Annotated in this window: 9 protein-coding genes and 3 pseudogenes; 6 read left to right on the top strand and 6 right to left on the bottom strand. The window is 55.0% G+C overall.

What is annotated here, in order from left to right; all coding sequences use genetic code 11:
• The first annotated feature begins 117 nt into the window (after positions 1–117).
• The 5 genes and pseudogenes from pgi (at position 118) to HA45_RS06550 (ending at position 6,073) form a co-directional block, all read left to right on the top strand.
• Positions 118–1,763: pseudogene (gene pgi / locus HA45_RS06570) on the top strand (glucose-6-phosphate isomerase).
• Positions 1,764–2,284: 521 nt separating this feature from the next.
• The gene (gene yjbE / locus HA45_RS06565) at positions 2,285–2,533 is read left to right on the top strand and encodes an exopolysaccharide production protein YjbE (protein ID WP_034827112.1); all 249 of its coding nucleotides are present in this window, start codon (positions 2,285–2,287) and stop codon (positions 2,531–2,533) included.
• A 77-nt stretch (positions 2,534–2,610) separates the two neighbouring features.
• Positions 2,611–3,258: a YjbF family lipoprotein gene (locus tag HA45_RS06560; protein WP_100704223.1), complete on the top strand. Its 648-nt coding sequence runs from the start codon at positions 2,611–2,613 to the stop codon at positions 3,256–3,258.
• Complete coding sequence (locus HA45_RS06555; protein ID WP_100704222.1) at positions 3,255–3,983, top strand: capsule biosynthesis GfcC family protein; 729 nt, start codon at positions 3,255–3,257, stop codon at positions 3,981–3,983. Before HA45_RS06560 ends, HA45_RS06555 begins: the two co-directional genes overlap by 4 nt.
• Entirely contained in the window at positions 3,983–6,073 is a 2,091-nt protein-coding gene (locus HA45_RS06550; RefSeq protein WP_100704221.1) for a YjbH domain-containing protein, read from the top strand. Before HA45_RS06555 ends, HA45_RS06550 begins: the two co-directional genes overlap by 1 nt.
• Positions 6,074–6,153: 80 nt before the next feature.
• Here the strand turns inward: HA45_RS06550 and metH are convergent.
• A pseudogene (gene metH, locus HA45_RS06545) lies at positions 6,154–9,818 on the bottom strand (methionine synthase).
• 216 nt (positions 9,819–10,034) lie between these two features.
• Between metH and iclR the strand changes: the two are divergent.
• Complete coding sequence (gene iclR / locus HA45_RS06540) at positions 10,035–10,865, top strand: glyoxylate bypass operon transcriptional repressor IclR (protein WP_100704220.1); 831 nt, start codon at positions 10,035–10,037, stop codon at positions 10,863–10,865.
• Here iclR and HA45_RS28960 read toward each other — a convergent pair.
• The 5 genes and pseudogenes from HA45_RS28960 to metA form a co-directional block, all read right to left on the bottom strand.
• Positions 10,862–11,628 (bottom strand): annotated as a pseudogene (locus HA45_RS28960) (isocitrate dehydrogenase kinase/phosphatase-domain containing protein). The gene iclR and the pseudogene HA45_RS28960 sit on opposite strands and share 4 nt — an antisense overlap.
• A gap of 2 nt (positions 11,629–11,630) precedes the next feature.
• Entirely contained in the window at positions 11,631–12,593 is a 963-nt protein-coding gene (locus HA45_RS28955) for an isocitrate dehydrogenase kinase/phosphatase AceK regulatory subunit (RefSeq protein WP_366557325.1), read from the bottom strand.
• Positions 12,594–12,727: 134 nt separating this feature from the next.
• Complete coding sequence (gene aceA, locus HA45_RS06530; RefSeq protein WP_100704218.1) at positions 12,728–14,029, bottom strand: isocitrate lyase; 1,302 nt, start codon at positions 14,027–14,029, stop codon at positions 12,728–12,730.
• A 16-nt stretch (positions 14,030–14,045) separates the two neighbouring features.
• Positions 14,046–15,644: a malate synthase A gene (gene aceB, locus HA45_RS06525; protein WP_100704217.1), complete on the bottom strand. Its 1,599-nt coding sequence runs from the start codon at positions 15,642–15,644 to the stop codon at positions 14,046–14,048.
• A gap of 273 nt (positions 15,645–15,917) precedes the next feature.
• On the bottom strand, positions 15,918–16,847 hold the full coding sequence (metA, locus tag HA45_RS06520) for a homoserine O-acetyltransferase MetA (RefSeq protein ID WP_100704216.1): 930 nt from the start codon (positions 16,845–16,847) through the stop codon (positions 15,918–15,920).
• Positions 16,848–17,198 lie beyond the last annotated feature (351 nt).

Raw genomic sequence — 17,198 nt, 5'->3', positions numbered from 1 at the left:
TGGTCATACTGAAACCCGTTCGCGGTAGCGTATCAGCCACAAGAAATGCTTAGCACGCCGGGCCAGCAGGACGCGCCCGGATGGAATGACGGTTCTTATTTCAACAAGAGTGTTGCCATGAAAAATATCAATCCGAAACAAACCGCAGCCTGGAAAGCGCTGCAGCAGCATTTTGATCAGATGAAATCGGTGCAAATCGCCGACCTGTTTAAAGATGATGCCGATCGTTTTGCGAAATTCTCTGCCACCTTCGACGACCAGATGCTGGTGGATTTCTCAAAAACCGCATCACCCAAGACACCCTCGACAAATTGCAGGCGCTGGCGAAAGAGACCGATCTGGCGGGCGCCATCAAATCGATGTTCTCTGGCGAGAAGATCAACCGCACCGAAGAGCGTGCCGTGCTGCACGTTGCTTTGCGTAATCGCAGCAACACGCCAATCATCGTTGATGGCAAAGATGTGATGCCAGAAGTGAATGCGGTGCTGGCGAAGATGAAAGGCTTCTCTGAGCGCATCATCAGCGGTGAGTGGAAAGGTTATACCGGCAAAGCGATCACCGACGTGGTGAACATCGGTATCGGCGGTTCGGATCTCGGTCCATTCATGGTGACTGAGGCGCTGCGCCCGTATAAAAACCACCTGAACATGCACTTTGTTTCTAACGTTGATGGCACCCACATTGCCGAGACGCTGAAGGATCTCAGCCCGGAAACCACCCTGTTCCTCGTGGCGTCTAAAACCTTCACCACGCAGGAAACCATGACCAACGCCCACAGCGCGCGCGACTGGTTCCTGAAAACCGCGGGCGACCAGCAGCATGTAGCCAAACACTTTGCTGCGCTGTCGACCAACGGTAAAGCGGTGGGCGAGTTCGGTATCGATACCGACAACATGTTTGAGTTCTGGGATTGGGTCGGCGGTCGCTATTCACTGTGGTCAGCGATTGGTCTGTCGATCATCCTCTCCATCGGCTTCGACAACTTCGAACAGCTGCTGAGCGGCGCGCATGCGATGGACAACCACTTCGCTAACACGCCAGCCGAGCAGAACCTGCCGGTGCTGCTGGCGTTGATCGGGATTTGGTACAACAACTTCTTTGGTGCCGAAACCGAAGCTATCCTGCCTTACGATCAGTACATGCATCGCTTTGCAGCGTATTTCCAGCAGGGCAACATGGAGTCCAACGGTAAATACGTGGATCGTGAAGGCAATCCAGTGGATTACCAGACCGGCCCGATTATCTGGGGCGAGCCAGGCACCAACGGCCAGCATGCGTTCTACCAGCTGATTCATCAGGGCACCAAACTGATTCCTTGCGACTTTATCGCACCGGCCCTGAGCCACAACGTGCTGACCGATCACCATCCGAAGCTGCTGTCGAACTTCTTCGCACAGACGGAAGCGCTGGCGTTTGGTAAATCCCGCGATGTGGTGGAGAAAGAGTTTACCGATGCCGGTAAATCCGCTGACTCTGTTGCCCACATCGTGCCGTTCAAGGTGTTTGAAGGCAATCGCCCAACCAACTCCATCCTGCTGCGTGAAATCACGCCGTTTAGCCTCGGTTCTTTGATTGCGCTGTATGAGCACAAGATATTTACCCAGGGCGCGATTCTCAACATCTTCACCTTTGACCAATGGGGTGTTGAACTGGGCAAGCAGCTGGCAAACCGTATTCTGCCAGAGCTGGAAAATGATGCGCAGATTAGCAGCCATGACAGCTCCACCAATGGCTTAATTAATCGCTATAAATCCTGGCGTTAATTTTCTTGCCAATCTGAATAAGGCGGCGCTCTTGCCGCCTTATTTCTATCAAACCTGCAATAACCCTCTCAATTTTGTTATTTAGCGCTCCCACCACGGTTAGATAATTCTTAAAATGACCTAAGGAAAATCGGAACTTGCTGGGTCCATTTCGTTTACCACTCAATAAAAAATGGATCTAATACTGCAAAATAAATAACTATCTATTTGATTAACATGTTATTTATATTTACGCGCGATCAGGAAAATCTGATTATTCCTATTCCGTGCCATTATTTAATGCAAAAGTGAAAAATCCTGCCCCACTCCTCTCAACCAAACAATAATCCCAGCCAGTGAAAAAAGTTCATTTAAAAAAAGCAGCTATCCCCAATTCGCCGCATTTACCACCAGAATAACCCTCCATTTTCACCCTCTTTTACTGCCGGTAAACTCTGGTAATTTGTTGCCCTATACTGAACGCGCCCGAAATTAGGTACATCCTTCATTCATATTTTCTAAAAAATGCAGGAAACGTTGTTATGAAAAAACTGATGGTTGCCGGTGCAGCCTTACTTTACGTTGCCGTTTCTTCCGCTGCGATTGCCGCACCGGAAGAAGCTGGTGCTGCAGCAGGTGCGCAGGCGGGAGCAATCTCGACCGGTGCCACCACCGCTGTAGGTATCGGTGCACTTGGCGCGTTAGTAGGACTCGGCATCGCTGCTGCTGGCGGCGGTGACGGAGCAAATACCGGCACAACAACCACCACCACAACGAGCACCACGCGTTGATGTAGCACCTTTAAACATAACCACACAGTCGTGTGGTTATTTTTTGCCTGGTTTTATTTTTGACAGGGATATACACAGTGCGCCGACTCTCTTTGCTACTTCTTTGCCTGCTGCTGCAGGCCTGCACACAAACGCAAAAAGGCCTGGAACAGACCGTGATGCTCGCCGTCAACGGTCCGGACGATGTGACGGTCACCGATCAACAGGTCGCCGATCTGCCTTATGCCAGCCTGTATGCGCGTATTAATGATGGCCCCCGCATCTTCGTGGTACTCGGCTACGACGAGCAGGGTCAGCAGAAATGGATCACCCAGGATAAAGCCATGCTGGTGATGCAGCATGGCCGGTTGGTCAAAACGTTGGGACTGGTCAACAACCTCGATGACATCAGCAATCTGGCGCAAGACCCGCTCGCCGATACGTTACATCTGCAAAACGGCGCTAGCTGGACGCGCGTGGTGCAGTGGCGTGAGAAAGAGAAGGTGCGCGCCGCGACCGCCCTCTCAACGTTCCAGCGTGGCGACGACGCCGTGCTGAGTATTGCCGGTGAACGCGTGCCGTGCCGCGTGTGGATCGAGACGGTCCATATCGACAGTCTGGGCGCGGAGTGGCAGAACACCTTCTGGATCGACAACCGTGATGGCACGGTGTTACAGGCGAACCAGATGCTGGCAGCAGACGCCTTCCCTGTTAACATTACCCTTCTGAAGCCGGCGAAATCATGAAAATAATCATTCCATTGCTTTCCGCCATGGCGCTGCTGGCTGCGGGCAACGCCCTGGCTGACAGTCAGGTCACGGTACACGGTCAAACGCCTCTCCAGATCGATCATGCGCAGAATCTGGCGCAGCTGGTCACGAATCCGGCGCTGCACACCTGGTGGCCCGCGACGGTGATCGCCGAGCGCGGTGCCAGCGCTGTGGCGCAGCAACAGCAGCAACAGCTGCTGGCGGATTTACGTCAATGGCAGGCCGAGAGCGGTGACACGCTGGCGGCGACCATCGCGACGGTCATCCACCAGCTGAGCGCAATACAGGTCACTGGCCGCCAGTTCACCACGCTCGATCCAGATTGGGTGCGTCTGCGCCCGGAAGCTAATCGCACGCTGCAAGGCAGTTATGATCTTTACACGCTAGCGCAGCCTACCCAGGTGCTGGTGCTGGGTGCGTTAAGCCATCCGGGTAAAGAGAGCTGGCAGCCCGGCCGTACCGTGCGCGACTATCTTGCTGCGCACGAGAGTCTGTCCGGCGCCGAGCGCAGTTTCGCCACGGTCATTGCGCCGTCTGGACAGGCGCAACAGGTGCCCATCGCTTACTGGAATCAACGTCACGTGGAAGTCGAACCCGGCAGCATCATCTGGCTGGGCTTTAGCTCATGGAGCCTGCCGTGGGGCAAGGCTGATTTGAATGCGCGCATGCTTTCTGTTCTGACTCACCGGATTCCAGACTGATGAAAAAACAACTCCTTCTCAGCCTGTTGGCTGTTTCTGTCTCTGCGGCATACCAGGTGCACGCGGAAACCTGGCCGGAACCGATCGGGCCATCACAATCTGATTTCGGCGGCGTGGGTTTGATGCAGACACCCACGGCGCGCATGGCGAAAGAGGGCGAATTTAGCCTGAACTTCCGCGATAACGACCAATATCGCTACTATTCAGCTTCGCTGCAGCTGTTCCCATGGCTGGAAACCACCGTGCGCTACACTGATGTGCGCACCCGTCGCTATAGCGCAGTGGAAGGATTCAGTGGTAACCAAAGCTATAAAGACAAAGCGTTCGATGTGAAGCTGCGCTTGTGGCAGGAGAGCTATTGGTTGCCGGAAGTGGCGGTAGGATCGCGCGACCTGGGCGGCACCGGCCTGTTCGACAGTGAATATCTGGTGGCGACCAAAGCCTGGGGCCCGTTTGATTTCACCATGGGGATGGGCTGGGGCTACCTCGGTAATAGCGGCAGCATCAAAAACCCGTTCTGCTCCTACAGCGACAGCTTCTGTAGCCGCACCGGAGGCGGGACGGCGGGCTCTATCAATGGTTCCCAGATGTTCCACGGTCCGGCAGCCCTGTTTGGCGGCGTGGAATACCAAACGCCCTGGCAGCCGCTGCGTTTAAAACTAGAATATGAAGGCAACGATTATCAGGATGACTTTGCCGGGCGTCTGGAGCAGCGCAGTAAGGTCAACGTCGGCGCTATCTATCGCCTGACCGACTGGGCGGATATCAATGCCAGCTACGAGCGCGGCAACACCTTTATGTTTGGCGTCACCGTACGCACTAACTTCAACGATCTGCGCCAGTCGCACATTGATAGCGCCAAACCGGCTTATAACCCGCAGCCGCAGGGCGATCTGTTGCAGTCCACGGTGGTGGCAAACCAGCTTACCGATCTGAAATACAATGCCGGCCTGAACGGTCCGCACATTCAGACCAAAGGCAGTACGCTGTACGTTTCAGGCGAGCAGACCAAATATCGCGATACGCGTGAAGGCGTTGATCGTGCCAATCGCATTATCATGAACAACCTGCCAAGCGGTATCGATACCATTGAGGTAACCGAGTCGCGTCTCAACATGCCGCAGGTCACCACCCGCACTGACGTTGCCAGCCTGCACAACGAGCTGAGCGGTTATCCGCTCGGCCATGAACAGCCGCTGCAGCAAACGCGCGAGAATCCAGTCGATCCTGGTACCACTGAGCAAGGCTTCTTTATTCGTAAAGACCGCCTGCATTACAGCTTGTCGCCGGTGCTCAACCAGTCAGTTGGCGGACCTGAAAGCTTCTATATGTACCAGCTTGGCGCGATGGCTAGCGTTGATTATGCGCTTACCGATCATCTGCTGGTCAGCGGCAGCGTGTTTGGCAACCTCGCCAACAACTACGACAAATTTAACTACAACGGCGCGCCAGCCGACTCCACGCTGCCGCGCGTGCGTACCCATATTCGTGACTACGTCGAGAACAATGTCTACGTTAACGACCTGCAGGCGAACTACATGGGCCACCTCGGCAATGGCTTTTACGGCCAGGTGTACGGCGGCTATCTCGAAACCATGTACGGCGGCGTCGGCGGTGAAGTGCTGTATCGTCCCATAGACAGTAACTGGGCCTTTGGTGTTGATGCCAACTACGTGAAGCAGCGTGACTGGGACAACATGATGCAGTTCACCGACTACAAAGCGCCGACCGGACACTTCACCGCGTACTGGCGTCCGTGGTTTATGCAGGATGTGTTGGTGAAAGCCAGCGTCGGTGAATATCTGGCGAAGGATAAAGGCGTGACGGTCGATGTGTCGAAGCGCTTCGACAGCGGCGTGATGGTGGGCTTCTATGCCACCAAAACCAACGTATCCGCCGAGGCTTATGGTGAAGGTGACTTTACTAAAGGCTTCTACATTTCGATTCCAATGGATCTGTTTACCGTGACGCCAACCCGTGGCCGTGCGCAGGTAAACTGGGTGCCGTTAACGCGTGATGGCGGGCAGATGCTGGGTCGTAAGTATCAGCTGTATGACATGACGTCGGATCGTGATGCGCGATTTAATTAGTGTGAACCAACCCGCGTGAAGAATAACGCCCGACGAAACGTACAGTACGTTTGTCGCGGCGTGCATTAGTGCGCGCTGTCTTAATCCGCGTCGTAGCCCAAATTGGGAGCCAGCCAGCGTTCTACTTCGCTCACGCTCATGCCTTTACGCAACGCGTAATCTTGCACCTGATCGCGCTGAATCTGCGCCACGGCGAAATATTTGCTGTCGGGATGGCTAAAATACCAGCCTGAAACTGCCGCACCCGGCCACATGGCGAAGGATTCGGTGAGCTTCATGCCGGTGTGCGCTTCAACGTCCAGCAATTGCCAGATCTGCGCTTTCTCGGTGTGTTCCGGACAAGCCGGATAGCCCGGTGCCGGGCGAATGCCCTGATAATTTTCACGAATCAGCTCTTCGTTACTCAGGTTCTCATGGGCGGCGAAGCCCCAGATCACTTTACGCACGCGCTCATGCAGATACTCGGCAAAAGCTTCGGCCAAACGGTCCGCCAGCGCCTTGATCATGATTTTGTTGTAGTCATCATGCTGCTGTTCATAGGCTTCGGCCAACATATCCTCTTCCAGTCCGCCGGTGACGGCAAACGCGCCCAGGTAATCGGCTTTGCCACTGGATTTTGGCGCCACAAAGTCGGCCAGGCAGTAGTTGGCGAAGTCGGTTTTCTCCGTCTGCTGACGTAAGTGATGACCTACGCACAGGACGTGATCGCGACTTTCGTCGCGGTAGACCTCAACATCATCTCCCACGCGGTTGGCCGGGAAAATTCCCACCACACCACGCGGATTTAAGGTGCCGGTACTGCTGAGCATATCCAGCATATCGTTGGCATCGGCAAACAGGCGCCTGGCCTCTTCGCCCACCACGTCGTCTTCAAGGATGCGCGGATACTTGCCCGCCAGCGACCAGGTCATAAAGAACGGCGTCCAGTCGATATAGTGACGCAGCGTTTCGATGCTGGCTTCGACCGCGCTGACCCCAAGACGATGCGCCACCGGCGGCGTGTAGCTTTCCCAGTCAATGGAATAATCGTTGTCGCGTGCGGTTTGCAGGCTCACCGGCGGGGTGCGCGGCTTTTTACGCGCATGCTGGATACGCACCGTGTCGTACTCTTTGCGCGTACGTACTACAAAATCTTCTTTCAACGTATCGGATAACAGCGATGACACCACGCCAACGGTACGCGAGGCGTTTTGCACATACACCGTTGGGCCACTGTAGTTTTGTTCGATCTTCACCGCCGTGTGCGCTTTCGAGGTGGTGGCACCGCCAATCAGCAGCGGAATGGTGAAGCCCTGCCGCTCCATCTCTTTTGCCACGTTGACCATCTCATCCAGCGACGGCGTGATCAGTCCAGAAAGCCCAATGATATCGGCATTTTCCGCGATGGCGGTTTTGAGAATTTTGTCACTCGGCACCATCACGCCAAGATCGATAATTTCGTAGTTATTACACTGCAACACCACACCGACGATGTTTTGCCGATGTCATGGACATCGCCCTTCACCGTGGCCAGCACGATTTTGCCGTTGCTGCGGCCCGCTTCTTTGCTGGCTTCAATGTAGGGTTCGAGATAGGCCACCGCCTGCTTCATCACGCGCGCGGATTTCACCACCTGCGGCAGGAACATTTTGCCCTCGCCAAACAGATCGCCAACCACGTTCATGCCGGACATCAGCGGCCCTTCGATCACCTGAATCGGGCGTTCGAAGCCCTGACGCGCCTCTTCGGTATCCTGCTCGATAAACTCGGTAATGCCTTTTACCAGCGAGTATTCCAGACGTTTCACCACGTCCCAGCTGCGCCATTCGGCCTGCTGTTTCTCCTGCTCGCCGTCGCCTTTACTACCACGGTATTTCTCCGCCAGCTCCAGCAAACGCTCGGTGCCATCGTCACGACGGTTCAGCACCACATCTTCCACCGCATCACGCAGTTCTGCGGGCAAATCGTCATAGATCGCCAGCTGGCCGGCATTAACAATGCCCATGTCCATGCCGTTGCGAATCGCATAATAAAGGAATACCGCGTGAATCGCTTCGCGCACCGGGTCGTTGCCACGGAATGAGAACGACACGTTGGAGACGCCGCCGGAAATCATCGCATGCGGCAGTTCGCGTTTGATGTCTTCACAAGCGCCGATGAAGTCCATCGCGTAGTTGTTGTGCTCTTCAATGCCGGTGGCAACCGCGAAGATGTTGGGGTCAAAAATGATGTCTTCTGGCGGGAAACCCACCTCTTCGGTCAGAATCTTGTAGGCTCGACGACAGATTTCGATTTTACGGGCGCGGGTATCCGCCTGGCCGACTTCATCAAACGCCATCACTACCATGGCGGCACCATAGCGCCTGACTTTGCGCGCGTGCTCGATAAACGGCTCAATACCCTCTTTCATCGAAATCGAGTTAACAATGCCTTTGCCCTGAATGCACTGCAGGCCTTTCTCGATCACTTCCCACTTGGAGGAGTCGATCATGATCGGTACACGCGCAATATCCGGTTCACCGGCAATCAGGTTGAGGAAACGCACCATCGCGGCTTCCGCATCCAGCATGCCTTCGTCCATGTTGATATCGATAATCTGCGCGCCGCTTTCCACCTGCTGACGCGCGACGTCCAGCGCTTCGTTGTATTTTTCTTCTTTAATCAGTCGTTTGAATTTGGCCGAGCCGGTGACGTTGGTACGTTCACCCACGTTAACAAACAGGGAATCGGCGTGAATATTCAACGGCTCGAGGCCGGCCAAACGACAGGCAACCGGGATCTCGGGCAGCTGGCGTGGCGCAACGCCCTCCACCGCGGCAACCATCGCCGCAATGTGTTCTGGTGTGGTGCCGCAGCAGCCGCCGATAATATTCAGGAAACCTGCCCGCGCCCATTCACCGATTTGTTCGGCCATGGTCGCAGCATCTAAATCGTATTCCCCAAACGCATTCGGCAATCCGGCGTTGGGGTGCGCAGTCACATAGCTTTCCGCAATGCGGGATAACTCCTGCACATATTGGCGCAGTTCGTCCGGGCCAAGCGCACAGTTAAGTCCGAACGACAGCGGCTCGGCGTGGCGCAGTGAGTTGTAGAAACCTTCGGTGGTTTGACCGGAGAGCGTACGGCCAGAAGCATCCGTGATGGTGCCGGAGATCATCACCGGCAGTTTTACGCCCATCGCTTCCATTTCGACTTGCACGGCGTAAATCGCCGCCTTGGCGTTCAGCGTATCAAACACCGTTTCAATCATGATCAGGTCGGAACCACCGGCAATCAGCGCGTGGGTCGATTCACGGTAGGCTGCCACCAGCTGATTAAACGTGACGTTTCGGAAGGCGGGATCGTTCACATCCGGCGAAATGGAGCAAGTGCGGTTGGTGGGGCCGAGCACGCCCGCAACATAGCGCGGTCGGTCAGGTGTTTTGGCCGTCCACGCATCGGCACTGGCACGCGCCAGTTTCGCCGCTTCGAAGTTTATCTCCGCCGAGAGCGCTTCCATCGCGTAGTCAGCCATCGCAATGGTGGTGGAGTTAAAGGTGTTGGTTTCCAGAATGTCCGCGCCAGCGGCCAGGTAAGCATCATGGATTTCGCAGATCACTTCCGGTTTGGTTAGCACCAACAGGTCGTTGTTGCCCTTCAAATCTGAGGGCCAATCGGCAAAACGGCTGCCACGGAAATCGGCTTCGCTGAGTTTATAACTCTGGATCATGGTGCCCATGCCACCGTCCAGAATCATGATGCGCTGTGCCAGCTGCTGCTGCAGCATTGCTGTTTTGTTGCTCACTCTTGCCCCGTCCACGTCATTGCATTGGCCAACATGCCAGCCAAACATACTGGCACAACTTTCCGGCCAGCAAAAGTCACGACAGATGAGACATTTTCAGCCGGAAACCATCACAGATCCGACCAGTAAAGCAGGGTTTGCATTCACGCGGCTAAAAACGAAAATGGTTTCCAGCATTGATGCGATTGTGGAGACGATATGGCAACCCCAGTTCCCGCGAAGCGTGGTAAAAAACCCCGTGCCGCCACAGCCACCAGCGCACCCGCCGGTGGGCAGGTCCAATCCCTGACGCGCGGTTTGCGTTTACTTGAGTTGATTGCCGAATCTCACGGCAGTGTTGCACTGACCGAACTGGCACAACAGGCGGGTTTACCTAACTCCACCACCCATCGCTTACTCTCCACCATGCAGCAGCAAGGTTTTGTGCATCAGGTCGGCGATTTGGGCTTCTGGACCATTGGTTCGCACGCGTTTGTGGTCGGCAGCAGCTTCCTGCAAAGCCGTAATCTGCTGGCGATTGTGCATCCGGTGTTGCGGAAGCTGATGGAAGATGCCGGTGAAACGGTGAATCTGGCGGTGCTGGATCTCAGTGATTATCAGGCGGTGATTATCGATCAGGTACAGTGTACCCAGTTGATGCGCATGTCAGCACCGATCGGCGGTAAGCTGCCGATGCACGCCTCCGGCGCGGGCAAGGCGTTCCTCGCCCACCTCAGCGATGAGCAAGTGACTGCGCTACTGCATCAGAAAGGCTTGCACCATTACACGCCGAAAACGCTGATGTCACCGCACAGCCTGAAAGAGAATCTGGCGCTGATTCGTAAGATGGGCTTTTCACACGATGATGAAGAGCATGCGCTGGGCCTGCGCTGCGTGGCGGCACCGATTTATGACGAGCACGGTGAGCCTTTTGCCGCCATCTCGATTTCCGGCCCGATGGCACGCATGACCGACGACCGCGTGACCGAACTGGGTGCGCTGGTGATCCGCGCCGCCAAACAGGTGACGCAGACGTATTCTGGCCGTTAAGCGGCCACCGATGCATAGCGCGCGCTGAATCGTTGCCCGGCGCGCCAGGCGATCACCTCTTCGATGTGCCCTTCCCGAATACGCGTTTGCAGCGCACGCCACCAGCTCGGATCAAATAATTGTGGATGCAGCGCTTGCAGCAACTTACCGGTGCCTGGCTCGCTGCACAGCGCATAACGGAAGGTTTCCGGGAACACATCATCCGGTCCGACGCTGTACCAGGGTTCGGCTTGTAACTCATCCTCTTCGTATCGCGCTTGCGGCACATCACGGAACACCAGTTCGGTCATCGGACGGATTTCATCGTAATCGTAAAACACCACACGTCCGTGGCGCGTCATACCAAAGTTTTGAACAGCATGTCGCCGGGGAAAATGTTTGCTGCCGCCAACTGACGAATCGCATCGCCGTATTCACCAATCGCGTGCTGGCGCTGTTCCGGCGTGGCTTGCCCCAGCCATAAATTGAGTGGATCCATGCGGCGTTCCAGCCATAAATGGCGAATGATCAGCACGTCTTCACGTAGTTCAATCTTCTCAGGAATATCCCGCGCGAACTCCGCCATTAATTCAGCTGGGATACGTGCAAGCGGGATCGCAAAGTACTCAAATTCCTGCGTATCGGCCATGCGCCCCACGCGGTCGTGCTCTTTGACCATGCGATAACAGTCACGCACCTGCGCATCGGTGACCTCTTTCTGCGGCGCGAAGCGGTCCTTAATCACTTTAAATACGCGATCAAAACCCGGCAGCGTAAACACCATCATCACCATGCCGCGGATGCCCGGCGCGATGATGAAGTCTTCCTGCTATGCGCCAGATAATTCAGGTACTCGCGATAACATTCGGTTTTACCGTGCTTCTGACAGCCAATCGCCATATAGCGCTCTGCAACGGTTTTGCCGGGCAGAATCGGTTGCAGCCAGGCGACCAATGCAGCAGGCACCGGTGCGTACACCATAAAGTAGGCGCGGGCGAAGCCAAATACGATGCTGGCGTCGTCGCTGTCGGTTAAACAGGTATCGATCCATAAACGTCCCGCTTCATCGCGTTGGATCGGCAGCAGACAGGGCACCACGCCATCGCTCAGCTGTAAGCGCGCCACGATCCATGCGGTTTTATTGCGATAGAACAGTTCACCGGCAACATCCAGCGTGGCGGTGGCCAGTTGAGCGGGGCTGAACTGCTCATGCAAGTGACGGACAATCCAGCCAATATCGCGGGTGAGATCCTGCCACGCTAAACGCAGAGGAATATCATTGAGCACTTGCCGCAGCGCCTCATGCCAGCTGTTCTGCGGGCGATACAACCGTGACAGTGGGCGCTGGGCCAGCGGCGTCGGGGCATAAGGCTGCGACGGGAAGATAAACAGGCGTTCGGGATCCAGATGGCTATGGCCTTGCAGACGGCAATAGACGGAATTAAAGAAGCTTTCGGCGATTTCATGGCGTGGATAACCGGGCAGCAGCGTCTCATAGTGGCTTTTCACCCGCAGCCAGAAAGCTTCATCCCAGTTCGACACATCATTGAGGACACGCAGCTGGTTGGCGACTAATCCAACATGATGATCGTAAAGATGGATACGCGCTTTCATCGCCTGCTGAACGCCATGCCACTCGGCTTGTTCAAAGCGTTGTTGGGCGCCTGCGGTGATATCCAGAAAGCGGCCATACTGCGCGTCGAAACCTTGCAGGATGGTATGGGCGATCAGAGATTCTCTCGGTGTCATCGGCAACGCTCCGGCAAAGGGAGCCCATCCGTGGGCCAGGCGTGATGAAGGTCCGCAATGCGGTTTTTGGTCGCTATCAATGGCGACCCTACGAATGTGTCGTGCGATTTTCGTAGGGTGCGCATGCAGATTTATCAGAACTGCGCGGCTTCCGTCGAACCGGTCAGTGCAGTCACGGAAGATTGGCCGCCCTGAATCACGTTGGTGACGCGATCAAAATAGCCGGTGCCCACTTCCTGCTGATGCGAGGAGAAGGTGTAGCCTTTGTCACGCGCCGCAAATTCCGGCTGTTGCACTTTTTCGACGTAATGACGCATGCCTTCGCCCTGCGCATACGCGTGCGCCAGATCGAACATGTTGAACCACATGCTGTGAATGCCCGCCAGCGTAATGAACTGGAAGCGGTAGCCCATATCGCTTAACGCCTGCTGGAAACGGGCGATGGTGCGATCGTCGAGATTCTTCTTCCAGTTGAATGACGGCGAGCAGTTATAGGCCAGCAACTTGCCCGGATACTGCGCGTGGATCGCATCGGCAAAACGCTGCGCCAGTTCGAGATCCGGCGTCGAGGTTTCGCACCACAGCACATCCGCATAGGGCGCGTAGGACAGGCCACGGCTGATCGCCTGCTCAATCCCGGCGCGGGTACGGAAGAATCCTTCCGCCGTGCGTTGCCCGGTGATAAACGGTGCATCGCGCTCATCGCAGTCAGAGGTAATCAAATCAGCGGCATCGGCATCAGTGCGCGCCAGCAGTATGGTGGGCACGCCCATTACATCCGCTGCCAATCGCGCAGCCACCAGTTTCTGAATCGCTTCCTGGGTAGGCACCAACACTTTGCCGCCCATATGACCGCACTTCTTCACTGCTGCCAGCTGATCTTCAAAATGCACCGCGCCTGCACCGGCCTGAATCATCGATTTCATCAGTTCGAAGGCATTGAGCACGCCACCAAATCCGGCTTCCGCATCGGCCACTATTGGCAGGAAGTAATCGATAAAGCCTTCATCTTCAGGCGACACACCGTTGGCCCACTGAATCTGGTCAGCACGCTGGAAGCTCTGATTAATGCGTTCCACCACGTTCGGCACCGAGTTCACCGGATACAGCGACTGATCGGGATACATCTGTCCGGCCATGTTGGCATCCGCCGCCACCTGCCAGCCGGAAAGGTAGATCGCCTCAATGCCCGCTTTGGCCTGCTGTATCGCCTGCCCGCCGGTTAACGCGCCGAGGCTGTTGATATAGCCTTTGGTGGATTCACCGTTGAGCAGCGACCACAGTTTATGGGCACCGCGCTCCGCCAGCGTACAGGCCGGATTCACCGAACCGCGCAGGTTGATAACATCCTCGGCGCTATACGGACGGGTAATGCCCTGCCAGCGCGCGTCGTTCCAGCTCGATTCCAGTTGTTTGATCTGTTGGTTACGATTCATAGCGTTATCTCCAGGTTCATGGCAGCAGGCGGTAGCCCGGCAGAGTGAGGAAAGAAACCAGTTCGTTATCGGTGGTGATTTGCGCCATCAGCGCGGCGGCATCGGCAAAGCGTCCACTACGGAAGCGTGCCTCACCCAGCGTTTGCTGCAGCGCTTGCATCTCTTCATCCAGCAGTCGCTCAAACAGTTCGGCGGTCACCAGTTGGCCATCGCTGAGGATCTGTTTGTGGTGAATCCACTGCCAGATGGAGGTGCGGGCGATTTCCGCCGTGGCTGCATCTTCCATCAATCCGTCGATGGGCACGCAGCCGTTACCCCCGATCCAGGATTCGAGATACTGCAGCGCCACGCGAATGTTGGCGCGCATGCCGGCTTCGGTGCGCTGTCCACGGCACGGACGCAGCAGACGCTCTGCGGTAATTGGGCCATCCTGATCGCGACTGATATGCAGCTGATTCGGTTGTTCACCCAGCTGGCGGTCAAATTCAGTCATCGCGATATCGGCCAGACCCGGATGCGCCACCCAGGTGCCGTCATGACCGTTGCGAGCTTCGCGCGCTTTGTCTTCCTGTACTTTGTGCATCACCCACGCGTTGCGTTCGGCATCTTTGCTCGGGATGAGCGCGGACATGCCGCCCATCGCCAGTGCGCCACGGCGATGACAGGTTTTGATCAGCAGACGCGAATAGGCATCAAGGAACGGTTGATCCATGCTGATTTGCTGACGGTCTGGCAGGATACGATCGCCGTGCTGCGCCAGGGTTTTGATGTAGCTGAAGATGTAATCCCAGCGGCCGCAGTTTAGCCCAACCACGTGATCGCGCAGTTCCCACAGGATCTCATCCATCTGAAATACCGCTGGCAGCGTTTCGATCAGCACCGTGGCTTTGATGGTGCCGCGCGGCAGATCAAAACGATCTTCGCTGAAACGGAAGATCTCACGCCACCACGCCACTTCGGACGCATGCTCGGTTTTTGGCAAATAGAACCAGGGTGCGTGGCCCTTTTCCAGCAGCGCATCAACGTTGTGGAACAGGTAAAGCGCGAAATCAAACAGTCCACCGGGGATGGCACGATCGCGCCACTCGACGTGCTTTTCATTCAGATGCAAACCGCGTACGCGACACATCAGCAGTGCGGGATCCGACTTCAGCTGGTAGATCTTGCCCGCCTCACTGGTGAAACTCAGCGTGCCGTCGACGGCATCACGCAGGGTTAGCTGGCCATCCATCAACTTCTGCCAGGTGGGTGCCAGCGAGTCCTCAAAATCGGCCATGAACACGTTAACGTTGGCGTTGAGGGCATTGATCACCATTTTGCGATCGGGCGGGCCGGTGATCTCAACGCGACGGTCGCGCAGCAACTGTGGGATCGGGCGCACCTGCCAATCGCTTTCGCGAATGGAAGTAGTTTCCAAATTGAAATCTGGCAGTTCACCTTGATCGTATCGTTGCTGCCGTACTTGCCGTGCTTTCAGCAAGCGATCGCGTTCCGGTGCAAAGCGCGCGACCAGCGTGTGCAAAAAGTCGATGGCTTCTGGGGTAAGCAGCTGCTTTTCCGCGTGGGTAAAGGGCTGGCTGAAGGTTAGCGTGTGGCTGATAACCGAGTCTGTCATGCGGGCTGCCTCCGGGTTTGATCCATCGTCATGTGATTGGATCCGGGTGTAGGGTGTTTTTTAACCTGCAAGATCAGAGCATAATGATTTTTATTGTATTTTCAAAAACTATTTCCATTTTTAAGTTTAAACATGATTATTGCATTGATAATCATATAATTTAATCTCTCAAAATAAAGGCAATTGATTCCACTCATTTACGACAGGCAAAAAAAAGCCGCGACAACTTCACGCTGTCACGGCAGGTTAAAACGAGGAGTCTGTAGTTATCGTCTATTCGAGTGTTGGATTCATGCGGCGCAGATCGAATGGCGTAATCTGGTAAACGTAGTAGTTTAACCAGTTAGAAAACAGCAGATTGCCATGGCTGCGCCAGGTCGCACGCGGTGGCAGTTCCGGATTGTCTTGTGGGAAGTAATTGAACGGTACTTCAGGCAGCAGCCCAGCATCATAATCACGGTGGTATTCACCGGAGAGCGTCAGCGCATCGTACTCGGGATGGCCCGTGACAAATGCCAGACGCTTGTCTTTGCTCGCCATCAGATATGCCCCGGTAGCTTCAGATTCTGCAAACAACTCGAGATCGGTATAGTCACGAATTAACTGGCTTGGGAAGTCGGCATAACGTGAATGCGGTGCGAGGAAATTGTCGTCAAATCCACGGGTTAGCAAGGCATGTGGATGTAATATCTGATGTTCATACACGCCTGAAAGTTTGTTCTGACGCGTCTGCTTCGGTATTCCGTAAAGGATGTTCAAAGCCGCTTGTACCGCCCAACAAACAAACAGTGTGGATGTCACATGCTCTTTTGCCCAGTGCAGCACGCGCTGGATCTGCGGCCAGTAAGCCACATCATTGAAATCAACTAACCCCAGCGGCGCGCCCGTGACAATCAGGCCATCAAAGTTATCGTGTTCGATATCTTCAAAGTTGCAGTAGAAATTATTGAGGTGCTCGCTCGGCGTATTACGCGATTCACGGCTATCGATACGCAGCAGCTGCACATCGATTTGTAATGGCGAATTGGAAAGCAGACGTAGAAACTGATTTTCCGTTTCGATTTTCTTCGGCATCAGATTAAGAATCAGTACTTTAAGCGGACGAATCTCCTGAACACTGGCGCGCGATGAGGCCATGACAAATACATTCTCATTGCGCAAAAAATTCACTGCCGGTAATTCGTCGGGGATCCTGATTGGCATAGCTGACTGACCTCTTACTGATAACCGTATAAACGTTTAGACATCCAGATGCCCGAGGTTAGCCTGGCATCAGCTTAATGTCGAGTCTTCATGCGGATTATGAAAATGTTTCAGCTTAAAGCAGGATTTGGAGGTCTGATTCGGCTATTTATGCCGCATCTTTGCGCGAGTCATGTGGTTTTCTATGCGTTTTTTGCATATAGATAAGGTGTATTGACAGCGTCTGAGAGTAAAAATGGGCAGTTTTACGTATAAATTCGATCTTTTTTCGCAGAGAATTTAGCGGTGTTTTGGCGATCTTGGTGGCTTTTAGCGTGGATTTCACCGATCGGCAGACGTAAAAAGTCCTGA

This window comes from Pantoea rodasii (genome assembly GCF_002095465.1).
GTDB lineage: Bacteria > Pseudomonadota > Gammaproteobacteria > Enterobacterales > Enterobacteriaceae > Pantoea > Pantoea rodasii.
This window is presented reverse-complemented; position numbering and strand designations above follow the sequence as displayed.